Genomic DNA, 22,674 nt, shown 5'->3' on the forward strand with positions numbered 1-22,674 from the left:
ATAAACATCTTTGATTGGTCCCTAATTCGACATTATTCAGACTAGTGTGTGACGTTGAATAGTCGATTAAGCTCTCGGTTGTGCGAGGCCTTTTTGTAATGGGTTTGAGCTTGGCTCTTGATAATAGGCATTAACAACGCAAAAAATACCCCCAGTAAAAATACTACCCCCTAGTATATATGGTTATTTGAAAGGTAACTGAGATAGGCTGAAGATGACGGTAAGTTTGGGTGCTTGTGATCTTCGTTATCGATCCAGTAAATCTTATTTTTCACATGATAGTTATTGGCATATGCCAATAATGGGGCGTATGCTGAACTCCTGATCATCAATAACAGGAAGTTACTATGTTATACGCAGTACCTTGTCGCGACCTTCATGTTGGCAACCACTTTGCTCGTTCCCCACAGATCGCGATTGTCGATGAACAACGACAGATAAAACAGATTGTTCCTTTGATTGACTCCGACACCTCTTGCAATAAAAAGAAGCAATGGATTTCGGTTCTCCGTTCTTACGATGTGAAATCTGTGGTGGTTCGTTATATTGGTAAGAAGATGCTGGCGCACTTGTTCAATAACGATATTCGAGTCTTGGCATCGACAGGTAAGGCAGAAATCGGGGCTTTGGATTTCGACAATCTACGGGAAGTGACCGATCTCGATTATGGTCGCGAGCCGAGAAATAGTGGGTGTGGCAATAAAACGTGCGGCGAAAACGGGCACAAAAAACAAGCTTCGATTCTAATGGTACAGCCTAATCAGCTAGGTGCTATTCGAGGGTTCCGACAATGACCTTTTTGTTGACGCTATTGGGGTTTGTCGGAGTCGTTACATTGATGGCGATAGGCGTGATTTTTTCGCGCAAGCCAATCAAAGGCAGCTGTGGAGGATTGGCGCAGTTAGATATTGAGCGTGAATGCAATTGCAAGGATGTGTGTGAAGGGCAAAGCAAAAAGCTGTATCAGATTACTGAGCCATCAAGCTAAGTATCGAAGTAAGCATCAGAGTTCTCGCTCACTGAGTTAAATAACTTCTGGCTAACACGTTAATTAACTACTTTGAATCACCAACGCGTGACCATTGACGATGCACTTGGCGACTTTAGCTCGTGCACGCTTGATAATGTTGCCGAACGTTTGGCGAGACACCTGCATTTGTTCAGCGGCTTCAAGCTGGCTCAGGCCTTCTTGATCAGCCAAGCGCAAGGCTTCGAGCTCTTCCAATAGCAATTCTTCTTTATGAAGCTCGTCCATAGGAACACCATTGGGCTTAAAACAAGAGTAAGCCGTACGGGTACACAACTGGCGATGTTTTTTTGGTCGAGCCATATCAATCTCTAGCAATCTATGGGTAAAGGTAAGTATGAAGGTTTTCATTCCACACAATCATCGGCGTTGCCAAGTGTGCAGCCAAGGTTTTTTCAACGACAGCGCCATTTGTTTTGAAGCTATTGGCGAGCATGACACTTTAACTAAGCATGAGGCAGTAGCTAAATATAAAACCAGAGCCAAGATTGTACCAACAGATAAAGCTGAGGGCTACGATGGCATCATGCAAGGTGGCATTGTCACTACATTGCATGACAGCGCGATGTTGCATTGTCTATTTCAGAATGATATCAAGGCGATGACGGTGAGTTTAACCTCTCGTTTTCATCATCCGATTTTGATTGGTCAAGAACTGGAAGTTCGTGCCCAGTGGGTGAAAAGTAGACGTAATATCTACTTCCTAGAAAGCCAAATTACTCAGTGCGGAAAGTTATGTTCGTCGGCACAAAGTCAGTTTATGTCAGTTTCTAGCTATCAAACTTAAGCTTGGTATAGCGGTGTTGTTTTATCAGTTATAAAAGTCCAACTACGGTTTCATAATCACTGAAAATAACGTGTACGAAGAAGAGATTAACCGCGCCCTGTTGAAGATTCGTGAGTCACGAAAGTGGCGTAAAATCTTGGTCGATTATTTCGCAGATTAGTAATCGAAATTAGAGGCTTATTCAAAAGCTTTTGGACTTTCGCCGTTACAGTTGATCTGAATCTGAGGCCTTGATCTTTTTGAAGTATTTAAATGCACTCCAAACCGCGTAAGCCGCAACCCCTACAATCAATGCCGAGCGAAGGAGAATAGGCGCGTCATGCTCAAGTTGACCAACATGAGGAACAATACTGGCAAACAATCGACTGGTAAAAAGCAGCCCCATTACTAACATAATTACTTTATTCATGTGACCTGCCATACAATTGAGTACGTTGCACAGAACGAGTTTTGGGGCGATTACACGGTTAACACGCCAGACAACGATTCTGCTCGAAATAAAATCATGCGCTTCTCAAACGTAACCGTCAATGCGATATCGGCGTTTAGCCAGTAAATTAAAATTCCGTTTTTGGAAGGGGGCTGTTCTGGTGCTGGAGTTTCGAGTTCGAGACTGTGGGAGGGCTATGACATCTTCCCGTGAAATTGATTTTCCGGATTTAATATTCTGATTTATGATCGCATGCATTCTAGGGGGGACAAATGTCCTCCTTTTTATTTGGAGAGGCGCAATAAAATAGGTGCCACTAAAACAAATAATAAAGGACACATCTATGGACCTATTCGCTCTACTTGATATCAACAATACTTTAGTCAATATCCCAATAGGGGATGGCTACGCAATGAGCTGGATTGAAGCATTCGGCACCGTGTTTGGTTTGTTGTGTATTTGGTTTGCAAGCCAAGAAAAAACCATTAACTACCTGTTCGGATTGCTGAATGTCACCTTATTCGCGGTTATCTTTTTCCAAATTCAGTTATACGGACTGTTACTTCTACAACTCTTTTTCTTTTGCGCCAACATTTACGGTTGGTACGCATGGACACGTCCTAATGAGCAAGGTGAAACGCTAGAAGTTCGTTGGTTGAGCCAAAATAAACTAGTAGCAACGGCCGTAGCGTGTGCGATTTCTATTGCTTTGTTAACTATGTACATCGACCCATTCTTTTTTGCGCTAGCAAACATCGCGGTAGATAGCCTGAATCTATTTGGTGCGGATTTAGCGGAGCCAGTGCTTGAACCGGATGCGTTCCCATTCTGGGATGCCACGATGACCATTCTATCTATTGTTGCTCAAGTTCTTATGACACGTAAGTATGTTGAAAACTGGATACTGTGGATTGTGATTAACATTATCAGTGTTGGTATTTATGCGACGCAGGGTGTGTACGCAATGTCTGTTCAATACGCAATCTTAATGTTTATTGCGGCAAACGGTACTCGTGAGTGGGCACGCACAGCTAAACGAAACAGTGATAAATCGTTAACTCAAGCAACGGCTTCTTAGGAGTGAAGATGGCAAAGCAACCTCATATCGGCGTTGATGAAACGCAAATTGCTCCGTTAGTCATTGTTTGTGGCGAGCCTGATAGAGCGAATCGAATCGCGAGCTTGCTTGAAGATGCCGAGATGGTTTCTGAGAACCGAGAGTATCGAATCTTCACTGGTCAATATCAAGGTAAAGCGATATCGGTTTGCAGCACGGGCATTGGTGCACCTTCAATGATCATTGCGGTAGAAGAGCTTAAGTTTTGTGGTGTGACTCATATCGTCAGAGTAGGGTCTGCAGGTGCGATGCAGTCACATATCGGGCTTGGTGAGCTAATTATTGCAGAGGGCGCGGTTCGCGATGAGGGTGGTTCTACCGCTTACGTTAAGCCGTCGTATCCCGCCTATGCAAGCTTCTCTCTGCTTAAAGAGCTAGACAAGTTCTTGCAGCAGCAAACAACACCTTACTATTTGGGCACGGTACGCTCACACGACAGTTTTTATACCGATGACGAGCAGGCGCTTTGTCAGTACTGGAATGGCAAAGGCATTTTAGGTGCAGACATGGAAACATCCGCGCTGTTTACCGTGGGACGCTTGAGAGGGCTTAATGTCGCTTCTATCTTGAACAATGTTGTCTTGTATGAACAAGATGTAAAAGAGGGCGTTGGGCAATATGTCGATGAGGCTGAGGCAATGATGCAAGGAGAGCGGCTAGCATCTTTAGCGGCACTGGAAGCATTAATTGCACAATAAGGTTCTGGCGAAAAACAACAATAAAAGCGACGGGAGACCGTCGCTTTTTTATTGGGTTCTCTCCTGTGGTTTAAGTGGTTACAATCGTTTGAATATAAACAGCAGTAATGCAATGAGAGAGTAAGTATGAAGATTGCACCATACTCAAGCGGACGCTTTAAAAACTACTTAGAAAAAAAAAGCTCTGAATTTAGAGATCTCATCTACCAACACCAAGTTAACTCTCGTTACTTCAATCAAAATGATGAAATCCTACGTCAAGGTGAGCAGCTTCAGTATCTTTATGTAGTGCCCGCTGGAAGAGTCTCTATGAGTATTTCGGCGGCTAATGGGCGACGCTTTCAATTGGGCGAAGTGAATTGTGATTACCATATCTTCGGTGAGATGGAGTTTTTCGCGCAGACCCCTTGTCAGTGGAACGTAGTGGCTGATGAACACATGCAAGTTGATGTTATTTGCATTCAGAGATTAGCAGAAGCACTACTTGAAAATCCGGGGATGATGTTCTTCTTTGCCTCTGCATTGGCGGAAGATTATCAAGACTCTATGGGTATTTACACTAACCGTCTTTTACACTCAATTACCTACAATATTGCGTATGATTTATTGGTTCAAAGCGAGACAAATACTGTGTTAGGCGGTTTCGATAAAGTGAATCAAGAAGCGGAACGTTTTGGCACATTGAGCAGAGTGTATCGAAGAGCGGTTAAAGACCTATTAGACAAAGGTTTCATCAGAAAGGAGATCAAGGGTTAGAAATTGTCGATCAGCGAGCACTGCAAGCTTTTATTGACTCCTACGAATAATAAAAGAGCTTGGCACTTACTTAAATGCCAAGCTCGGTTTTTCAATGTTTACTATTAACTACTCGCATCTATTTATGAGCGACTTTCTCTCAGCAACTAGCCCGTAAGTGTCCGCGCACCATTACCGGCGACTAAGTATTAATCCTTAAGCTTTTGCATACATGAGTGTTCTATAACCACCGATTAAGTTGCGTGCTTTAAAGCCGTTGTTGACGAGTTGGCGATAAGCCACGTTACCACGTAACCCGACTTGGCAGTAGATTACAATCTCTTTGTCTTTTGATAGTTCGTCCATGCGGTGACGCAGTTGGTCGACAGGAATGTTGATTGCGCCTTCAATAAAGCCACCATTTTCTAGTTCGCCAGGGTTACGAACATCGAGTAGGAGTTGGTTGTCGCTTAATGTTGCAATCTCATCGAAATGAATAGGTGTCGCGTCACCTTTAATAATATTGTTGGCAACAAATGCGGCTTGGTTAATCACGTCCTTGGCACTCCCGTAAGGTGGTGCATAGGTTAATTCAAGGTGTTGAAGCTGATCAACGGTCATACCTGCACGTTGAGCTACTGCCATAACATCAATGCGTTTATCTACGCCATCTTTACCGACGGCTTGCGCACCTAGTATTTTCCCTGTCTTAGGGGCGAATAACATCTTGAACGAGACAATCTCAGCGCCAGGATAGTAGCTAGCGTGGCTTGCGGTATGCACATAGACTTTTTCATAGTCGACGCCTTCACGCTTCAACTGTTTTTCGTTTTTCCCTGTTGAGGCAACGGCTAGGTCAAAAATCTTACAGATAGCTGTGCCCTGTGTACCTTGATAGATTTCATTGCGTCCGAGCATGTTGTCGGCAGCCGTACGACCTTGACGGTTAGCAGGGCCAGCAAGCGGAACTAGAGTTTGTGCACCTGTGACAAAGTCTTTTTCTTCGACCACATCACCCACAGCGTAGATGCTAGGATCGCTAGTCTGCATCATTTCATTGGTGTAGATACCACCTAGTTCGCCAATTTGAAGTCCTGCTTCTTTTGCTAACTTAGTCTCAGGACGCACACCGATAGCCATGATTAAGATATCAGTAGTTAATGACTCGCCATTATTAAGTGTTAATTCTAATTCACCCTCTATGTGTTGGTGCTTCTCGCTCTCGCCTGAATCAAAACTTGCGATGTGTTCGTTAGGTATATATTTCACAGACTCAAGCGCGACGCCGAGTTTTAGGTCGATGCCTTTGTCACGAATCTCCGCATGGGCAAAGCCGGCCATTTCCCGGTCTACTGGCGTCATTACTTGGTCAGCCATCTCAATCAACGAAGTCTTGATCCCAAGCTGATGAAACGCTTCCATCATTTCCAAGCCGATAAAGCCACCGCCAACAACTGTCGCGTGCTCAGGTTTATTCATTTGGATTGTTTCGATGATGCGATCCATATCTGGAATATTGCGTAGTGAATGGGTGAGGGGGTTATCGATTCCTGAGATGGGAGGAACGACGGCACCGGCTCCAGGGCTGAGTAATAAGAAGTCGTAACTCTCGCTGTAGTGATTACCATCAACAAGATTTTTGACTGTAACGGTTTTATTGGTGCGATCAATAGAGGTAACTTCGTTCATCACTCGTGCGTCAACGTTGAAGCGAGCTAAGAAGCTTTCAGGTGTTTGTAACAGAAGCTTGCTTCTATCCTCGATATCGCCACCTATGTGGTATGGCAATCCACAGTTGGCAAATGACAACTGTATAATAAACAACTCAGCTGTTATCATTTGGACGAGAAACGTGTGGAGGTAATGTGGGACGCTATTTTTTATATCACCGTGTATCTAAAAAGATTCAATCAATTGAAGGGCAGGGAGTTGAGCGCCAAGTAGAAGCAACGCAACAGTGGATTGATATCCATAATGAACTGAGAGTTAAAGAGGGTAAAGAACCTTACACTTTTGGTCGTCGATATGAAGATAAAGGTAGGTCGGGATATACGCAAGAAAACATACGAAAGGGTCAATTAGGGAAGCTATTCGCTGATATAGAAAAAGGGATTATTGTACCTGGTGACATTATTGTCTTTGAACTGATAGATCGTTTTAGTCGCGCTGAACCAAATGTGGTGCGCAGTCATTTTGAGAACATTATGAAGGCGGGAGTCAAGGTTGCAGTCACCAAATGGAACACCGTCTTTGAAACAAATATGAGTGGCCCAAGTGGCCTAAGCGCAAGAATTATGCTCGAAGTGGGTTTGCACTTGGCAAATGAAGAGAGCCGAGTCAAAAGTGAGCGTATTCTTGCAACAAATAAAATCTTAGCTGACCAAGGTATAAAAACAACAGCCAAGACCCCGATATGGCTGCATAGAACAAAAGATCGTAAAGATTTAAAAGTTGTACGGAAAAATGCAGATGTAATCAGGAGAATCTTTGAGTTAAGAAAAAAAGGCTTTGGAGCCAAAAGAATAATTAATGAGTTAGGCCCCATCAAATTAGCAAGATACACATACAATGAAGAAGGTGTACTTATACCTTCAAGCTATAACAGGCCTTTGTCAGAATCTTCGGTTAACCGTTATCTTCGTGATCAAACGGTAACTGGATATAGAGATGGTGTTTATTACTGTGAGCCCATAGTTGAAGAAAAGCTCTTTCATGCTTGCCAGCAAAAAATACGCAAATCAAAAGGAGGTAAGGTTACTAAAATTAAGAACGTCTTGAGTGGATTGGCATATTGTGAGAAATGTGGCAAGAAGATGGCGTTTGGAGGGGAGAGCATATCACCAAAAGGTAAGATCCGCTCATATATTAAGTGCAACAACAAAGCCAAAACAGGTGGATGTGATGCAAAAAGTATAAGGTATGAACCACTAGAACAGTGTGTTTACAACCTACTGCATACATTGAATGATAGAGAAGAAATAACAGTAGACATAGGCCAGCTTGAAATGGAGCTTGCTTCAGCTCAGGAGCAAGCAGCAAATGCTCAAAGTTATATGATACGTTACCCAAATGATTCCAGTTGGGTCGGTATCTATGAGGCGCAGAAGACAAAAGTCTACGAACTGAATAATTTGATAGCAGATGCTAAAGCAGAGCGTTCGGGAAGGCTTACCGAAATGAACTTGGACTTGTCGAGACATGAAAACAAGGCCTTATTCAATCAAATCCTAAAGGACTATGATGTTAAAGCTGTACTTGGTTATGAATCGACAAGCGATAAGCCCAGAGTGAAGTTGGTCATTGGGGCTTGGGGAGATTTTGTAGTATCTGCTACCGTTGATAAGAGTGTAAGTTCTCGAAGAGTCAGGGCCGCAATGAAGTTAGGTGCAGAGGGGATAGATTTTGACCAACGAGACAGAGGTCACATCCAATTTAAAGAACCAGAAAAATTTGCAAGTGATGATGCTAAACGAATGGCCTTTATCGATAGCCTCGCTATAACCTTTTCTCAAACAATGAGTGACGAAGAGAAGCAGTTAATCTTAGACAAGGTTCAACAGCAAAACACGCACCAAGGCAGTGAAGATTAGGTTGAGTCGCTTTGGTCTATCTTCTAAAGAATAAGTTGATAGACCTTACCTACTTAAAGTTGAACTAGTCATCTTTATCTTTTAAAAGCATGAAAAACAGACAGTTAGATGATTAACTGGGAAGACTCTAGGGCACTATGTGTGATGGGAAACCCATAGGGGTAAGTTTTGAAGAGCGTGTATATTATCCATCGACAAAATATAGAATAGAGTTAGTTATTAACCCTATGAGATTGATACTAAAGGATAAACCGCATCCCCCCAAAGCTCTTCAGCTCCATCCATCATAATCTCAATAATTGTCGGAACAACATTTTCGAGTAACGCAGTGCAGTCGCGGATTTGCTCTCTGTTTGCCGAACTGTTGTAGGTTGCCCCACCGTGCATCAATTGATTGCGAAGGGTATAGAGTCTTGAAAAAACGATACTCAGAACGGTGGCAGTGTCACCCCCTGACAGAGCTTTGTTTGCGATAGATTTAGCCTGAGACCGTTCTTTCTTCCACTGCTCCTCAGTGATAAGACCAGAGTGAAACTTCCAAAAGGACTGGAGAATAAATTCATTATCTAGAATCAATCTAATGGAAGATGAATATTGAGACCAAACTAGTTCGGACAACTTATTTCCGCTATCTAAAGATACGATCTTGGCAAGAAACTCTTGGTATAGGCCACGTTCACCGAAATCAGCCTTGTATTCGAAATCCTGAGCATATGCGGCGTTAAACGCAATCCAAAGAAAGATGTATTTTGAGTCGTGGTCATCGCACATTTCCGCCTTTTTGAGCCAACTAAGTGCGCGATGGACGCGTAGAGATAGCGCTTGAGGGTAAGTGTCTCGTTCTTGGCGGTGGCGCTCTTTAAGTACCTGATACATATGCTTTCCCTGAAGTTATTTGACTGTCTTAATGTTACCCTTGTTGGTATCTTATGCAAGTTGGTTGTTATGGTGTTATGAGTTAGAGTAACCTTGTAATGGATTCAAACTGTTAGCCTAGATATACAACAGGTATAGCTTTCAGAAGTGTAAGAGAGACGGTTGTCAAAAATGGAAAAAATATTAATGAGGACAGTGAATGGGTTTCTTCTCTTTACAAACTGAGCAAGCTATAGAGTACAGTGCTATGCAAGACCTACAGCTTCGTTGTCTGGTAACACGTAAATGGTTCGATCTCACTGAAACCGCAAAGCAACTCATAAAGTCAAAAGATGCCAAATCTATCGCGAAAGCAGAGAGGTTATTGTCCAAAGCATTGAAGATCGCTCTTAAGGAGCCATTGGCAAGAGCATCAACTTGCCATGATTTAGGGGTCTTGCACTTTTCATATCACACTGAACTACCAGGTGGTACTTACCATAACCTAAATAAGGCTATTCAGTATTTTAATCGAGCAATAGACACTCCTCAAAGGCAGCTTATCCCTGAGAAGCACGCTTCCAGTCTCTCGCAGTTAGCCGTAGTCTATCGGAGGGCTGCACATGATTATCTTTGGCCTGATAAAGATTTAGATTGTATAGAAAAGGCCAAGGCACTTCACATTCAAGCTATTGATTTATTAATTAATAGTGAGATTCCTAAGGTGATTAGAGATGGCCAGCTTTCAAATATCCACTTTAATCTAGCGAGCGTTCTTTTCGATCAAGGACTTAACCAGAAAGCATGTGAGTCACAAGCGAAATCAGTTGAATTGTACTTAGGCTATCTGAACTACAATTTGCCACCTTTTATGAATGTTATGGCTCCAGAACAAGGTCTAGGACTAAGTTTTGCGAGGTTGATGCATTTCTCAGACTCCCCAAAACACAAAGAACTATGTGAAACCATTTTAGATATAGCACCTCGGTTCGGAGTTGACCCTATTAAAATTATGACAATTAACCCTGAGGTCGATATAGCTAGACCTGAGCAACAAATTGATTACTTGGTGCGAACTGCAAAAGCCAAACCTTCACCAGAAAACTTAAAGCAGCTATTCAAAAAGCAATATGAATTGATGGAAATTAGGCGAACTTGCAAGAGTGATGCAGAAGCCGATGTATTAGCATCTCTAGTTCAAAGAACATGTTCAGGACTTGCTCGTATACTAGTGGAACAGAAAGGTTTAACCGCTGCATTCCAGTTACTTGAAAATTGTAGTGCTCTACGTTTTTGTGAAAGCGCAAACAAACATTGGCAAGTCCCAGAAAAAAAAGTTTGTTTGCCTTTACGTAGTGATTTACTTCAGATGGGGTCTACTTATTTTAATCTGAACGAACTTGCGCTGATGTTAGAGCATTTAAGTGAAGAGGATGTTGAGGTAGCACTAACTGAGGTTTTTGAAAGATCACAGAAAGATTCAATCATAGAAGAAGTGGGGGAATCTACCTACTTCTACGAGCCTGCATTGTATCCTGCGGTGCTTAAGGGGGCGCTAGACGACAAAGATTCGATTGCATTTCTACGACAAAAATCAAATGACTGTTTAACTGACTTTCTTAAGATTGAAAGTTTAATTGACGAGCTAGACCCTGCATTTTTGAAGCGGAGAAACAGTGACTATTCAGTTCAAATTGAGCACTTTGAAGAAGCCTTAAGCAAGAACCCTAATTTGACTTTGGTCAGAATTGACATTGAGTCGAATTATGACGACGTACTCATTTTGGTCGCTATGATGAATGCTGGAAAACTAGTGGTAACAGGTCATAGTGTTAGCTTACCAAGAAACTTAGTTAATGATATTGGTGCATATGTAAAAGGAAACGCTGATGGCCTTAGAACTTGGGTTCTAGATTTCATAAACTGGCGTGAAATATTACCTGATGACTGTAAACGCCTGGGATTGTTAACCTCTTTTTTTGCATCACAGATACCGTGGGCAGCTACTGGAATTGAGGGTGAAGAACTTTATACATTGGTTGATGAGATTAATTGGCTTCCAACAGTTTTATATCTTTGTAACCATGTAACGCACTTTAGCGAGCGCAGTGGTACTAGATGCATCAATGGAGGTGAAACACGTTTTCACAATGTAGCGAACAAACACGCTTCAGGTCTTATGACTGATGTTCAAAAAGATGACTTTGTTGAAGTGGTTAGTACCAGTGAAGTCATATCCTATTATGGCCACTGTGCTCATGAACTTCCTAATAGGCCTTATCTGAAAACGAAACACTTCGACATGAATGACGTAGAACTGGTTAACCAAGTTGCTGGAATGGAGCGCGTTGAGTTTTGGGCTTGCCAAAGCGGTAGTAATATACCGTTGAGTGTCTTCTCTATCCCTGTTAATGAAGCATTTGGTTTCGATATGCGGATGATAGAGTGGGGCGCTGTTAGCTCAATCGGTTCATTGTGGGCTTTACCTGATATTGTTACAGCACATATCAAATCTCACTATGACCAACTTGTGAATAATGGTACTTCACCATCAAAAGCTCTACTCGCAGCCCAACGCTGGTGGGTTTCACAAGGAGTTAAGGCTGAACTAAACAAAATGCGAGAGCTTGGACTATCGCCATATCTAAACACCCTGGGTTGTAATGAAACTTTGGCTGGACTGTTGGGGCCAATGAAGACAAAAGAATCGCGGAATGAGGATGAGTTAAAACGAGCCGAGAGGTTATTCCTTCACCCTTCTTCTTGGGCAGGTTTAAGGTTTTGTGGCATTGCAGAACAGATAAATCAAGCTGTTTATTTAGATAAAGTAGATCTCACGGTTGATGAAGTAAATCAGCTAAAGAGCAGCTTAGCCAAACAAAAATTAAAATCTGGATTTATAAATTATGTTTGACGTGTTTGATGATTTATTGCCAATAATTGACTGGAGCGTTGAAGGTCGCAAACAGTATCTTGAACAGCATAGACCATGTATTGAGTTGGTCTTGTATGAGGCATTGGAGGTATTTGATGAGCGAAAGGTATCCTTGACGTTTGGTAGCCAGGCTAATGCAGTAGCTCGGATAATTGATATGTTTTTATCTGATGGTTTTGAAAACGAAAAGCTACCTAGCGGTATACCGCTTGATATCAAGTTGTTCAGTCAAATAGATTACTGGTGCAAACTCAAATCAGGAAAAACATTTTCTGGGCTTCAGCAATTGATAGATGAAGAGGTTGATATAGCTGATAGTCAGGCTGAAGTAGGTACCTTTGAAATCGATTTGCATAAAATCTCATATTGCCTTGCAATTTATAGTGGGATGGTAGCAGCAAATATGGTCTATTTTTGGTTTCAGGCCAATAAGAAGTTGTTGGATGAACTAGGCCAAGTAGAGCCTCCCATTGAATCCGAATTTGAGGGATGTATTGACAAAAGCGCTACCAGATACAAAGTGGACTCCTCATTTAGGTATCTATGTGTGTACCTTGATATCGAGTCGAAAATCCCAGGTTTTCACTTGTACAAGAGTAAATACTTAACAAAAGGGGAAAACAAGCCGCAGTACACTGCGAAGAAAAACGAGAGGGAGTCTCATCTTACAACTAGTGAAGTTAGATCGGTTGTGACAAAAATCATTGACTACTTTTGTAGGGTACACAGTGATGAACCAAGCTCTTTATGCATAGCACTGTTCAAATCTGTAGGAAATACAACTCTATTGGATCAGTATAAAATTAAGAGCAAAGATTATCCAAATATTGATGAGCTAAAAGATAAGCTCACCGCGCTCAAATCTCCAACGAAGAAGGAGGCAGAAAATGCCGTTGGATAAACTTTCATTGGATGAGATGGTTCAAGGTCGAAACAGAAATACTGATGACTGGAAGGAACTGGTTAAAGATCCAGAGCGTGAACGAGTCTGGAGTGAAGCTGTTAGGCGTAGAGAGCATCTTGATCAGTTTTGCTATTTTGCTGCCAAATGGCCACATTTTGTGCGCTATTATCAGCAAGCAAAGTGCTTTGTTAAACAGTCTATAAATTCTCCAATAGTTTCCCTGGTGCGTGATGATGATCTATTGGGTGCTTTAGCTTTATCATTAAATGATACGGACAAGGTACAGGAACAACTTTTGCTCACCGTTGAGTGGGGAAATCAGCAGCTAATTGAGGTTCAAGGTGAGCAAACAGTGTCGTTCAACACTGAATCACAGGTGCAAATACACTATAGATACGAGGACTTAGAAGGCTGGATAACTTCTGATGATAAGTGGGAGTTTTCACCTGATGAAGGAGCTGTAATGCTCACATTTATACATGGTGATGTGATAAATGATGATCTAACAGATAGTTTAAATAAAGCAAAATCAGTAGGTTACATTGTTATGTTGCCTTTGTTGAAATAAAAAGCGAAAAAAATCATTTTTCTATGCGTATAGACGTACCAACACAAAAAAGGTACGTCTAAATGCAAAATATCGTATTCAAATACCAACCACGCAATCCTGAGCTGACCAGCTCTAACTCTGACTGTATTTGTCTTGTTGACAAAAAAATCTGGCGCGATCTGCCAAACTCTACTCGTCAAAAAACACTGAGTGTAGTGAACTCAATTGCTGACGGTACGCCATTTACTGTGCTTGGAGGCAAAAACATTAAATCTAATCCATCCCTGATTCGATTCAGAATAGGGCGCGGCTTTCGCTTAATCCTATCTAAAGGGAACAAACGACTTACTTTCAAGCTATGTCGACGACAAGGCTATGAGCAACAGTTTAAGCATTTTTAATAGTGTTATTAATTGGTTATGAGAGTACGAAGCTTGAAAAAGTGAGTTTTATAGCTTTGTGGTTGTCGCATAGTTAGGACTATGGATTTAGTTATGAGTAAGAATAAAAAATGCCTGCTAGTTACGTTTGATTACACCCAAAAAGGTAAAAGTGCGACTAGTTTTGCAGCAGGGGTGCTTCTATCCGAGTGCAGGCAGCACAAGGACTACGGTAAGAAGTTTACTGCTGAGCACCTGTCAATTGATATGAATAAAAATAAGGCACTTAACCTATCAGCAGGGGAGATAGCAAACAGAATTAATGAGCAACATAAGCTGGAAGAGATTGATGGGTTAGCTTTAGGTTGTTACGTATGGAACACCGAGCTAATTGAGCCCTTGATAGCGCAACTTAAGGATAAAGGCTTTAAGGGAAACATTATTCTTGGGGGATACCAGGTTCATGAGTCGAGCTGTGAAGTACTTTATCCTGGTGGCGATATCTACTTGCCCAGCTATGCAGAAGCCACTTTGCCAGAAGCGTTTATGCAGGACAAATTGATCCGCAAACTTATTTTAAACAACAAGTTTGAGTTTGCTTCACGTCATTCACCATATTTAAGTGGTTTGATTGAGCTTGATGAATACCAGCCAATGGCGCACTGGGAAACGCAACGTGGTTGTTATTATGCGTGTTCATTTTGTGCTCACCGTGATGTGACTGGCAATAAAGTACATGATTTCTCGATGGAGACCATAAAGAAGGAGCTGGACTTATTCAAAGAGAAAAAAGTTCGGCGAATTAATGTGTTAGACCCGATCTTTCGAAAAGGACGCAGATCATACGAGATATTGGAATACGCGATTGATATTGGATTAGAAGCAGAGCTCGTCTTTCAAGTACGTTTTGAGGACATTAATGAGCGCTTGTTAGCGTTGTTTTCAAAGCTAAATACTCATCTGGAGTTTGGTTTACAGACTGCCATCAAGTCGGAATCTATAGTAATCAATCGACGCAACAATATTGAGAAAGTATCTTCGGCCATCTCCATGCTTCATGATAAGAACATGTCTTTTGAGGTCAGTCTAATTTATGGGTTACCGACGCAAACGCTCGAAAGTTTTTTCGAGAGCGTTGATTTTCTTAGGCGTAGAGGTGTTTCAGATGTAAAGGCATTTCCGTTGATGTTATTAGAAGGCACGCAATTGGCCGCTGATAAAGAGGTATTTGGTATCAAAGAAGGTCATATCGACGACTCGGGGATTCCACATGTTATCGAAAGCGACACTTTCACAAAAGATGAGTGGAAGGCAATGAGAGATTTAGCCATGAAGCTAACACGCCTAGAGGAGTCAGCATGTTTATCGTAATCGAAGGCCTTGATGGAAGTGGCAAATCTACAGTGTCAAAGTACTTAGCAGAAAAGTTAAATGCGAAGTTATTAACGACACCAGGAGCGGGTTTTAAAGAAGTACGAAAACAACTGGATACGGTGCTCGAACATAATACCAAAGCGAGGCAGTTGTTCTATATGGCTACCGTGCTCAACGTAGCAAGTGAAGCTCAACGTTTGATAGATTCAGGCCAGAACGTTGTGGTAGACCGCTATTGGTTGTCGACGCAAGTGTATCATCATTGGATGAGCAATGGACAATGCTACACACTTGATGAGGTCGAAAGTGAACTCCTCGCACCAGATCTCACTGTCTACCTTGATTTGCCTGTGGATGAACGCATTGTAAGAATTAATGATAGAAACCACTGTACGCTCGAAGACAGGCAAACACTGACTGAGCAGGCAAATGATGAATTGCGAGGTCTTTATGTTGGTATGTGTGGTGGTAAACCCGTAGGGGACTGGCTCATTATCGATGCTTCCAAGAGTGTCGATCTTATCGCCGATGAAATATTGAGTAGTCTCTGCCACACCGAGTAGCTTGGTGGAAATCGGGCGCATATGTTGTCCGATTACCACCCGCTGGTTCCTGTTACAGAAGGCTGTTTTTGTAGGTTAGAGCCCTCGCGTCCAATGAAAGTTTCACTTTTTTAGGCTCGCTTTGATAGCCCCCCTTTGGCCAGATATACCCTAATGAGGTCATCAAGGCCTTGAAGAGTTTGGTTGCAGCAGTCTGCGTGCAATCTTTTTGTTGCTCGCTATCTGGTAGCAAGTGTTTAAATGTATCCCAATTGTCGAAAATTTCTGTGGCGATGCCATGAACTTGCGGGCGAGAAAGTACAAGTGTGTCATTATCACCTTGGTAGTCTGGATTTTGTAGAATCTGTGACTTAATGAACTTAGCTGGCTCAACAAGGTACTTGTTTTGGTTAACCCCGTTGGGATTCCAAATTTGTTTGTACAGTGCTTTGTTACAGAAAGCCTCATCAAATAAAATGTCCTGCTTGGTGATCTCCTCTAGCTGATAGTCGCGCATAATCTCGAACTTCTTGAGCATTGCCAGTTCATCAAAACCGACTTGGTTGCTCATGAGTAGACTTTCAGCCTCGGCTCGCGTGATCAGGCGTGCCGCCAAAATAGCCTTAATTCGCGCTTCGAGATCCTTAGCCTTTAGGAGGTTGAATCGGAAAACACCTTCTTCAAGCTGCTCTTTGCTTGATTGTTGCACTTGGACATTGAAACCAAGCCGCTTTAGGTTCCACATCATGCTAAGAGGTTGATTCGCATTGAATAGTTTTTTCTTGTCTTCAAACTCATTACGAAGGATGTCGCGGTCGGAGTCAGTGTCACAAAGCAGAGTAGGGACATAATTAAAATGGTCATTTAGAGTCAAGTAGAACGTAATATTTTTACTTGCACGGAAACGCCTTGAGAAATTGACCAATTCATCGATCCCCAGCACGAGGTCACTGACAACGTTAACATTGTCTGTAAATTCTGCTTCGCATGAGTAGCCAGAAGCTAGGCACGGTGATGCAATGATCATGTCGTACTTGGTGCACTCTTCTGAAGGTGATGTCAGAAAACTCGCTTGAGCTTCCATGTTCTTGTTGCTGCCAGTTAGTACCAAAACCTGTTTCTTAAGTGCAACTTTTTCACAAGCTTGCCCACTCTTATCAGTCAATCCCATGTCGATCATTGTCATGCGCATTGACCTTAGAGAGTCGAAGAGAATGACATTTTCCCCTTTGAGCTTGCTCGATGTGTTGCCAAAAGCGGCAAATTTATTTGCGATAGTGACGTTGATGTTTCTGTATGGGTTTTGCGTCGCGCGGATGATTTGGATGCTTTTACGATGCTTACGCAACCAGCGTAGGGTGGTATCTGTAATATCGGCATCGGCAACAACGACCTTGGGAACCTTCTGGATCGCTAGAGTCAGTACGTCAAATACCTCGTCACGCATCGTGTCGTTGTGCCCACAGACATTAGTCATAACCTTTTCAAATTCATCAATAATGAGTATGTCGCAGTTCAGGATGACTGAAGCTAGATGATCTTTATAGGCACTGTTAACGACAACACCCAGTGACGTTGCGTTTTCGATCTCAAATAATGAGTCATTCTTGTAATTTACTGCTCCAACAGATTCACAAAGCTGCTTTACGAGGGGAATTAGGTACGAGAGATAAACTACCTTTTTGTTTTCAGTGGCTGACCTTATCAGTGGCTGCAATGCAAATTTTGTTTTCCCTGTGCCTGTTTTTCCTAGCAATACTGTTGTATCAAATTGAGTGTCTTCGATGAGGTAGCTGACATTGTCGAATGACTCAACTTCAACTAATCGGTCGAATTCAGTCACTTTCGTAGCATCACTAAGCATCGACTCATAATTGGCCTTTGTTTTGTTTAAGGCGTTGAGGAGCTTCTGGTAACCATTCGAACCAGCATCAAGGTAGTGCGATAGGCAAGATTCGGAAGTTTCGAAATGGAGTGGAATTTTCTGAATCAGATTCCTCGAGATTGAGTCAGCAAGCGTTGTACTTCTGAAAAGTTTGTAGCCTTCGAGCAGTGTTTGAACTGTACTGAGCCTGTCAAAATGGATTCCAGTTGCTAAATCAAAAATTGGCAAACGAGCATTTTCCACGTTCTCTGCTAGTGCCTTTTCAGAAAGTTCAGGGTGCATCTTAGAATCGATTACTATTTCAATGTCACGAATATTGGCTTGCTTGTAAGATCTCCCGATCTCAAAAAAATTATTTTTTCCATACATCGGAGCGACGATTCTTCGGTCAGTACATTCGTAATTAATACCATTGGATATGAGAATAGAGATTTTGTTCTCCTGAAGATTTTTGATTCCGACATGTTCGCTAGTTGTTGATTCGTTTAAAATTTTCATAGTGTAATTTCTTATTGTTATGATTTTTGGGTAAGCCTCGCCTGACGTCAGATACGCGTTATCACAGTAACTGAACGTTAGAACAAGGGATTGGATATTGATTGAACTAGGTCTGCTAGGTAAGCATCGCTGTGCCCATCAAACTGTTGAACCTGTTTGAGAGCATTGCATTGAGTAGCAGCAAGTCACCTTGATACCAGCTAACCCAAAACTTCGTTTTGAATTGTTCGATGTGGCTCTGTAGGCGGCGTATGCACTTAAAGTTAAACCATTTGTTTAGCGTGAACGAACTACGCCTAAAAATGGGGGAGCTTGATTTGGTTGAACGATTGCTCTCTCTTGATAAGACTGTTAATAGTGTGTTTTTTGTTGTGTTCCTGAAAAAATTTTTCATGATTACGTTTCGTTGATTTGAGCGAATCATACATGCCAGATAATATAGTTTCCATTCGCTACTACTAATAAAATCAATGAATTAGTGGTGCATCTTCAGGATTTGACGTGTAATCAATGGTTTATACCAAGGATTTTTTTCAACAAAAAAGCCACTTTCTCTGTTTTATTAAAAAAATGACAAAGTGGCCTCCCAAGGCGTCGCTTTGAAGCACATCGATTGGTTCATGAGCTTCGCTCATGGATCGCGTCCTTAGTCGCTTTAATTACTCTCAATTCGGGTGAGTCGTGTCTGAGGAGTGGTTTGTAAAGTGCGGTTCGGGTTTTACGAACTGAAACGGTTTTGCCTCTTACCTTGCTAGCCGAGCTCAACCTCACAAATAATAGTGAGGTGATTTGACCTACTTTTTCTTATCTATGTAATGTCTAGGTTAGTAGACGTTTACCAGATAACAACGATAGGAAAGCTATGGCTAATGAAAGAACTAAATACATTTCAGAGTATTAATGAGCGTGATGTTGATCTATTAGTGCTAGAGGAGCTCAATGTTTCCGACTCATTTGCTCAATGGTTTGTTTGTCGTGTTCGAGAAGAAATAACCTCAGTTAAAACGCTCGGTGCTTGGCACTCTGTCATAGATACTAATCTAGGTGAGTCAGACTTAGTTTATATCTATCAATCAGATGACTTATCTTCCCAAGCAATACTTATTGAAAACAAGATTGATGCTTCAGCTCAGGCCCAACAAGGAGATAGATACAGGCTTAGGGGTAACAGAGGTCTAGAAGATGGTTTTTGGCAAGATTTTAGAACATGTATTATTGCCCCAAAAGCATATATCGCTCGAAATTCTGAGCCGTACGACGCTGCCATTTCATATGAAGAAATAATGGTTTACCTTGCTGCCCAAGGTGATAAGCGAGGACTCTATAAGGCACAGACATTAAGAGATGCTATTAAAAAAAATAGAAGAGGTTACGTTGCTACTGTTTGCCCCAAAACAACAGAATTTGCACAGCAATACTTAGCTTATGTCTCAGAACATTTTCCTCAATTGAATCCTGAGCAATCAAAACCTCGAGCTAATGGGCACGACTGGATTCATTTCTATCCCGATCCAGTAAATAAAAAAGTACGAATCATTCACCAGATCTACGGCAAAGTCATTAAGTTGCAGTTTCTAGGCCAAGCAGACAACTTTGACGATATCAAAAGTCACTTTGAAGGTTTGGAATCCAGTGGATATCGAATCATAAAGTCGGGAAAATCAGTAAATATAGAAACACCATTGCCTGAAATATTAATCGCAGAACAGAGTTTTGACTCTGTATTAGAAGAAATCAGTATTGCTCTAAACAAAGCCAAGCAGTTGCATTCGTGGATGGAAAACTACCATTCTGTGTGACCCTTAAAGAAAGGGTGTGTAGAAAACTTATGTCCAAAGACGTGCTGGCGTCGATCTCGGCAAACACGTCTTTGCCCCAAAATCATTTAGAGTAAATACTCATTTGTCACCTACTAGTGTGACTTTGCCTTATACGAGGTTATCTGAAGGTGTGTATTGGGTTTCTATTGCACTAAATAGCTTTACTGCATTCTAATACATGAATTTTTGATTCAAGTGATGAACCGATTGTAAATTGCAAGCATATGAAAGATAGCGCATTATGTGTGTAAGGTGGCTCAGCGCTACATAGGTAGGCTTACACGACTGGAGAGTATAAATGCTTGTAAAATATTACGGTTTGGATTTCGATGATAGAACTAATAGTTGGTCACCCAGAGTAGAATTTATATCAAACGGTTTATTTCGCATGACTCAGCCCAAGTACCTTAATGATAAAGGAAGTGAGGCGAGATTATGGCCATATTTTAATGAGTTTTCACCAGCGGATTATGCATGGGCAAAAAAAGAACATGATAAAATGCAAACCGATCCTTCCTATGTCCCATCAAATGAAGAACTAGAAAACCTCTTCCTAAAACCGTGTGGCTCTCGATATGGAGACCATTTCCCGCATATGCTAGCTCAAGAAGGCTTCAGCTCAATGGAAGATTATGATCGGGAGCAACTGACTCAAACGGCTGAAAGAGTTAACTCATTTTTAGTTGAGGCATTAAGCTGCCAGTTAGGGGTTTTATCCCTGTCGAAGTCTGACACAATTGAACTTATGTGGACACATTATGCTAGTGAGGGTAAGGGACTAGCTGTTACTTTCAATGAGAATCATGCGTTTTTCAACCAATTTCCCCCGAAAGATGTTAGTTATACTCCAGATAAAAGAGCCTCTCTTACATATTATAAAGGTATGATGAGAATGAATGGTGCTCCGTTAAAAAATTTCCATGTTGCGGATTTAGGTAATCCATTAGGAGTTATGCAATCTCTTAATGGCAATGGTATTGATGTAATTGAATTCTCGGAACGGCTGCTATATTCGAAAGCCAAACAATGGTCTTCTGAAAATGAAACTCGAATTGTATGCCCTCTTATGTTTTGTGAAAAGAAAAAAGGGCCATTAGTACAACCAGACTTTGGAGTTGAATTACCTGATGAACTCTCCCCTGTGCTTGAGAGCGGCCATAAAATCAACCTCAAACGAATACCATTTGAGGCATTTGAATCTATCATTTTTGGTTACAGTATGAGCGAATTTGACAAATCTACTATCACGGAACTGGTAAGGAAAAATGAAAACTTGTCTCATCTAAAGTTACGCGTAGCCAAACACAATATTTATGGAAACATTGAGATCAGTGATCTCGTTGTGTAATACGATACTTTATTAGCAAAAATTCATAATATTTGAGGTGCTATGTTTTATATTTTCCTTGATACCTGTGTTCTTCTAGACATTTCAACAAAAAAGCATGACCTTCCTTTGGTTTCTGCACTGGAAGAGTTGGTTACATCGGGTGTGATTACACTTGTGCTCACCGACCTAGTTGTCGAAGAGTACGAGAGGAACAAGGAAGATGTAGCAAACAAAACTGCCAAAAGGCTGTCCCAAGAATTTAAACAAGTCAAAGCAGTAGTAAGTGAATTTGCAGACGATAAACAAGCGGAAACAATAGACGTATTAAATGACATCAATGCGCGTTTGCCACTGTTAACTGATGCCAACTACGTGACCATTCACAGGGTTGAGAAGCTCATCGAATCAGCAAAAAAAATCAGTATTAGTGAACGATCTAAAGTAGCCGCAGTTCAGCGTGGCTTAGATAAAAGGGCACCATTTCACATTAGTAAAAACTCTGTAGCAGATGCGGTCATCATCGAACAATTTTATGAGTTCTCACAGAGTGTAGATAATGAGTCAGCTTGCTGTTTTTTCATAACCCACAATCACAATGACTTTTCTGCAAAAGATCACCGTCAACCACATTCTGATTTTGGTAATATTTTTAATGATACGAATGTTCTATATTTTAATAATCTAGCATCAGCAATTAATCAAATTGACGAGGATTTTTTAGATGGTATTGAATTTGAGTATGACTACACAGAGGAAACCAGAGGTCTAAGAGAAATCCTCGATGCGATGGACGAGCTAGTAGATAAAGTTTGGTATAACAGGCACCAGAATCGCATTTGGGGCATTGAAAATGGCGAAATCGAAGTTGTTCCTGAGGGTACTGAACGATATGGCAATAATGTCATTCACGAGGATATCCTTAAAGGTGCTATGAAGTCTGCAAAACGTGTTGAAGACTCCTATGACAATGTAGGGCCTTGGAGCGACTTTGAGTGGGGCATGATTAATGGAAAATTGTCAGCATTACGTTGGGTGTTAGGTGATGAATGGGATATGTTAGACAGCTAAGATGTATTAGCTCAATACCTAAGGTTTCAACATATATTTTCTCACCAAGGGGATCGTGTTAGATCTTTATATCTAACGCATTCCTGTCCAGAGGTTTCATCGACCCGAAATTTTACTCGTGGCACTTTTCTTAAAAAGTGCCAGCTAGC

The 22,674-nt window shown here is 41.5% G+C and carries 19 protein-coding genes and 3 pseudogenes; 17 read left to right on the plus strand and 5 right to left on the minus strand.

Going from position 1 to position 22,674, the window contains the following annotated elements; genetic code table 11:
• Positions 1-347 precede the first annotated feature (347 nt).
• Together AB6E54_RS02390 and nqrM are read left to right on the plus strand one after the other, a co-directional pair.
• On the plus strand, positions 348-794 hold the full coding sequence (locus tag AB6E54_RS02390; protein ID WP_017059102.1) for a NifB/NifX family molybdenum-iron cluster-binding protein: 447 nt from the start codon (positions 348-350) through the stop codon (positions 792-794).
• Positions 791-988, plus strand: a complete 198-nt coding sequence (gene nqrM / locus AB6E54_RS02395; RefSeq protein WP_017059103.1) for a (Na+)-NQR maturation NqrM — start codon at positions 791-793, stop codon at positions 986-988. Before AB6E54_RS02390 ends, nqrM begins: the two co-directional genes overlap by 4 nt.
• A gap of 63 nt (positions 989-1,051) precedes the next feature.
• Here the strand turns inward: nqrM and AB6E54_RS02400 are convergent, their stop codons facing one another.
• Positions 1,052-1,330: a DUF134 domain-containing protein gene (locus AB6E54_RS02400; protein ID WP_029235478.1), complete on the minus strand. Its 279-nt coding sequence runs from the start codon at positions 1,328-1,330 to the stop codon at positions 1,052-1,054.
• Positions 1,331-1,364: 34 nt separating this feature from the next.
• On the opposite strand from AB6E54_RS02400, the gene AB6E54_RS02405 reads away from it, so the two are divergent.
• Together AB6E54_RS02405 and AB6E54_RS02410 are read left to right on the plus strand one after the other, a co-directional pair.
• Complete coding sequence (locus AB6E54_RS02405; protein WP_017065470.1) at positions 1,365-1,814, plus strand: PaaI family thioesterase; 450 nt, start codon at positions 1,365-1,367, stop codon at positions 1,812-1,814.
• A gap of 34 nt (positions 1,815-1,848) precedes the next feature.
• Positions 1,849-1,974: pseudogene (locus AB6E54_RS02410) on the plus strand (ABC transporter substrate-binding protein); the annotation flags it as partial.
• 45 nt (positions 1,975-2,019) lie between these two features.
• On the opposite strand, the gene AB6E54_RS02415 reads toward AB6E54_RS02410, so the two are convergent.
• Complete coding sequence (locus AB6E54_RS02415; RefSeq protein ID WP_017059106.1) at positions 2,020-2,223, minus strand: hypothetical protein; 204 nt, start codon at positions 2,221-2,223, stop codon at positions 2,020-2,022.
• Between the two features lie 364 nt (positions 2,224-2,587).
• Between AB6E54_RS02415 and pnuC the strand changes: the two genes are divergently transcribed.
• The 3 genes and pseudogenes from pnuC (at position 2,588) to AB6E54_RS02430 (ending at position 4,865) form a co-directional block, all read left to right on the plus strand.
• Positions 2,588-3,322 (plus strand): nicotinamide riboside transporter PnuC, encoded by a 735-nt coding sequence (pnuC, locus tag AB6E54_RS02420; protein ID WP_017069647.1) that lies wholly within the window; start codon positions 2,588-2,590, stop codon positions 3,320-3,322.
• Between the two features lie 8 nt (positions 3,323-3,330).
• A complete protein-coding gene (locus AB6E54_RS02425; protein WP_372106237.1) occupies positions 3,331-4,059 on the plus strand; it encodes a nucleoside phosphorylase in 729 nt (242 codons plus the stop codon).
• Between the two features lie 126 nt (positions 4,060-4,185).
• Positions 4,186-4,865 (plus strand): annotated as a pseudogene (locus AB6E54_RS02430) (Crp/Fnr family transcriptional regulator).
• Positions 4,866-5,010: 145 nt separating this feature from the next.
• Here AB6E54_RS02430 and AB6E54_RS02435 read toward each other — a convergent pair.
• Positions 5,011-6,603: pseudogene (locus AB6E54_RS02435) on the minus strand (FAD-dependent oxidoreductase); the annotation flags it as partial.
• A 56-nt stretch (positions 6,604-6,659) separates the two neighbouring features.
• Between AB6E54_RS02435 and AB6E54_RS02440 the strand changes: the two are divergent.
• Positions 6,660-8,384, plus strand: a complete 1,725-nt coding sequence (locus AB6E54_RS02440) for a recombinase family protein (RefSeq protein ID WP_372127551.1) — start codon at positions 6,660-6,662, stop codon at positions 8,382-8,384.
• A 225-nt stretch (positions 8,385-8,609) separates the two neighbouring features.
• Here the strand turns inward: AB6E54_RS02440 and AB6E54_RS02445 are convergent, their stop codons facing one another.
• Complete coding sequence (locus AB6E54_RS02445; RefSeq protein ID WP_372127549.1) at positions 8,610-9,260, minus strand: hypothetical protein; 651 nt, start codon at positions 9,258-9,260, stop codon at positions 8,610-8,612.
• A 199-nt stretch (positions 9,261-9,459) separates the two neighbouring features.
• On the opposite strand from AB6E54_RS02445, the gene AB6E54_RS02450 reads away from it, so the two are divergent.
• The 6 genes from AB6E54_RS02450 (at position 9,460) to AB6E54_RS02475 (ending at position 15,945) form a co-directional block, all read left to right on the plus strand.
• Positions 9,460-12,153 carry a CHAT domain-containing protein gene (locus AB6E54_RS02450; RefSeq protein WP_372127547.1) on the plus strand — a complete coding sequence of 898 codons (2,694 nt, stop codon included), beginning with the start codon at positions 9,460-9,462 and terminating at the stop codon, positions 12,151-12,153.
• Entirely contained in the window at positions 12,146-13,075 is a 930-nt protein-coding gene (locus AB6E54_RS02455) for a hypothetical protein (RefSeq protein ID WP_371708523.1), read from the plus strand. Before AB6E54_RS02450 ends, AB6E54_RS02455 begins: the two co-directional genes overlap by 8 nt.
• Complete coding sequence (locus tag AB6E54_RS02460; RefSeq protein ID WP_371708522.1) at positions 13,062-13,646, plus strand: hypothetical protein; 585 nt, start codon at positions 13,062-13,064, stop codon at positions 13,644-13,646. Before AB6E54_RS02455 ends, AB6E54_RS02460 begins: the two co-directional genes overlap by 14 nt.
• A gap of 62 nt (positions 13,647-13,708) precedes the next feature.
• Positions 13,709-14,029 (plus strand): hypothetical protein, encoded by a 321-nt coding sequence (locus AB6E54_RS02465; RefSeq protein WP_371708521.1) that lies wholly within the window; start codon positions 13,709-13,711, stop codon positions 14,027-14,029.
• A 93-nt stretch (positions 14,030-14,122) separates the two neighbouring features.
• The gene (locus AB6E54_RS02470) at positions 14,123-15,379 is read left to right on the plus strand and encodes a radical SAM protein (protein ID WP_372127545.1); all 1,257 of its coding nucleotides are present in this window, start codon (positions 14,123-14,125) and stop codon (positions 15,377-15,379) included.
• Positions 15,367-15,945 carry a dTMP kinase gene (locus AB6E54_RS02475; RefSeq protein ID WP_372127543.1) on the plus strand — a complete coding sequence of 193 codons (579 nt, stop codon included), beginning with the start codon at positions 15,367-15,369 and terminating at the stop codon, positions 15,943-15,945. The genes AB6E54_RS02470 and AB6E54_RS02475 overlap by 13 nt, the downstream gene beginning before the upstream one ends.
• 52 nt (positions 15,946-15,997) lie before the next feature.
• Here AB6E54_RS02475 and AB6E54_RS02480 read toward each other — a convergent pair whose 3' ends face one another.
• A complete protein-coding gene (locus tag AB6E54_RS02480; protein ID WP_372127541.1) occupies positions 15,998-18,307 on the minus strand; it encodes a hypothetical protein in 2,310 nt (769 codons plus the stop codon).
• 869 nt (positions 18,308-19,176) lie between these two features.
• Here AB6E54_RS02480 and AB6E54_RS02485 point away from each other — a divergent pair.
• From AB6E54_RS02485 to AB6E54_RS02495, 3 genes are all read left to right on the plus strand, one after another.
• Positions 19,177-20,106 carry a PD-(D/E)XK nuclease superfamily protein gene (locus AB6E54_RS02485; protein WP_372127539.1) on the plus strand — a complete coding sequence of 310 codons (930 nt, stop codon included), beginning with the start codon at positions 19,177-19,179 and terminating at the stop codon, positions 20,104-20,106.
• Between the two features lie 319 nt (positions 20,107-20,425).
• Positions 20,426-21,475 (plus strand): DUF2971 domain-containing protein, encoded by a 1,050-nt coding sequence (locus tag AB6E54_RS02490; protein WP_280573621.1) that lies wholly within the window; start codon positions 20,426-20,428, stop codon positions 21,473-21,475.
• A gap of 42 nt (positions 21,476-21,517) precedes the next feature.
• Positions 21,518-22,525 (plus strand): PIN domain-containing protein, encoded by a 1,008-nt coding sequence (locus AB6E54_RS02495; protein WP_102308718.1) that lies wholly within the window; start codon positions 21,518-21,520, stop codon positions 22,523-22,525.
• Positions 22,526-22,674 lie beyond the last annotated feature (149 nt).

It is taken from the genome of Vibrio sp. 10N.247.311.49 (assembly GCF_041467655.1).
GTDB classification, from domain to species: domain Bacteria; phylum Pseudomonadota; class Gammaproteobacteria; order Enterobacterales; family Vibrionaceae; genus Vibrio; species Vibrio crassostreae_C.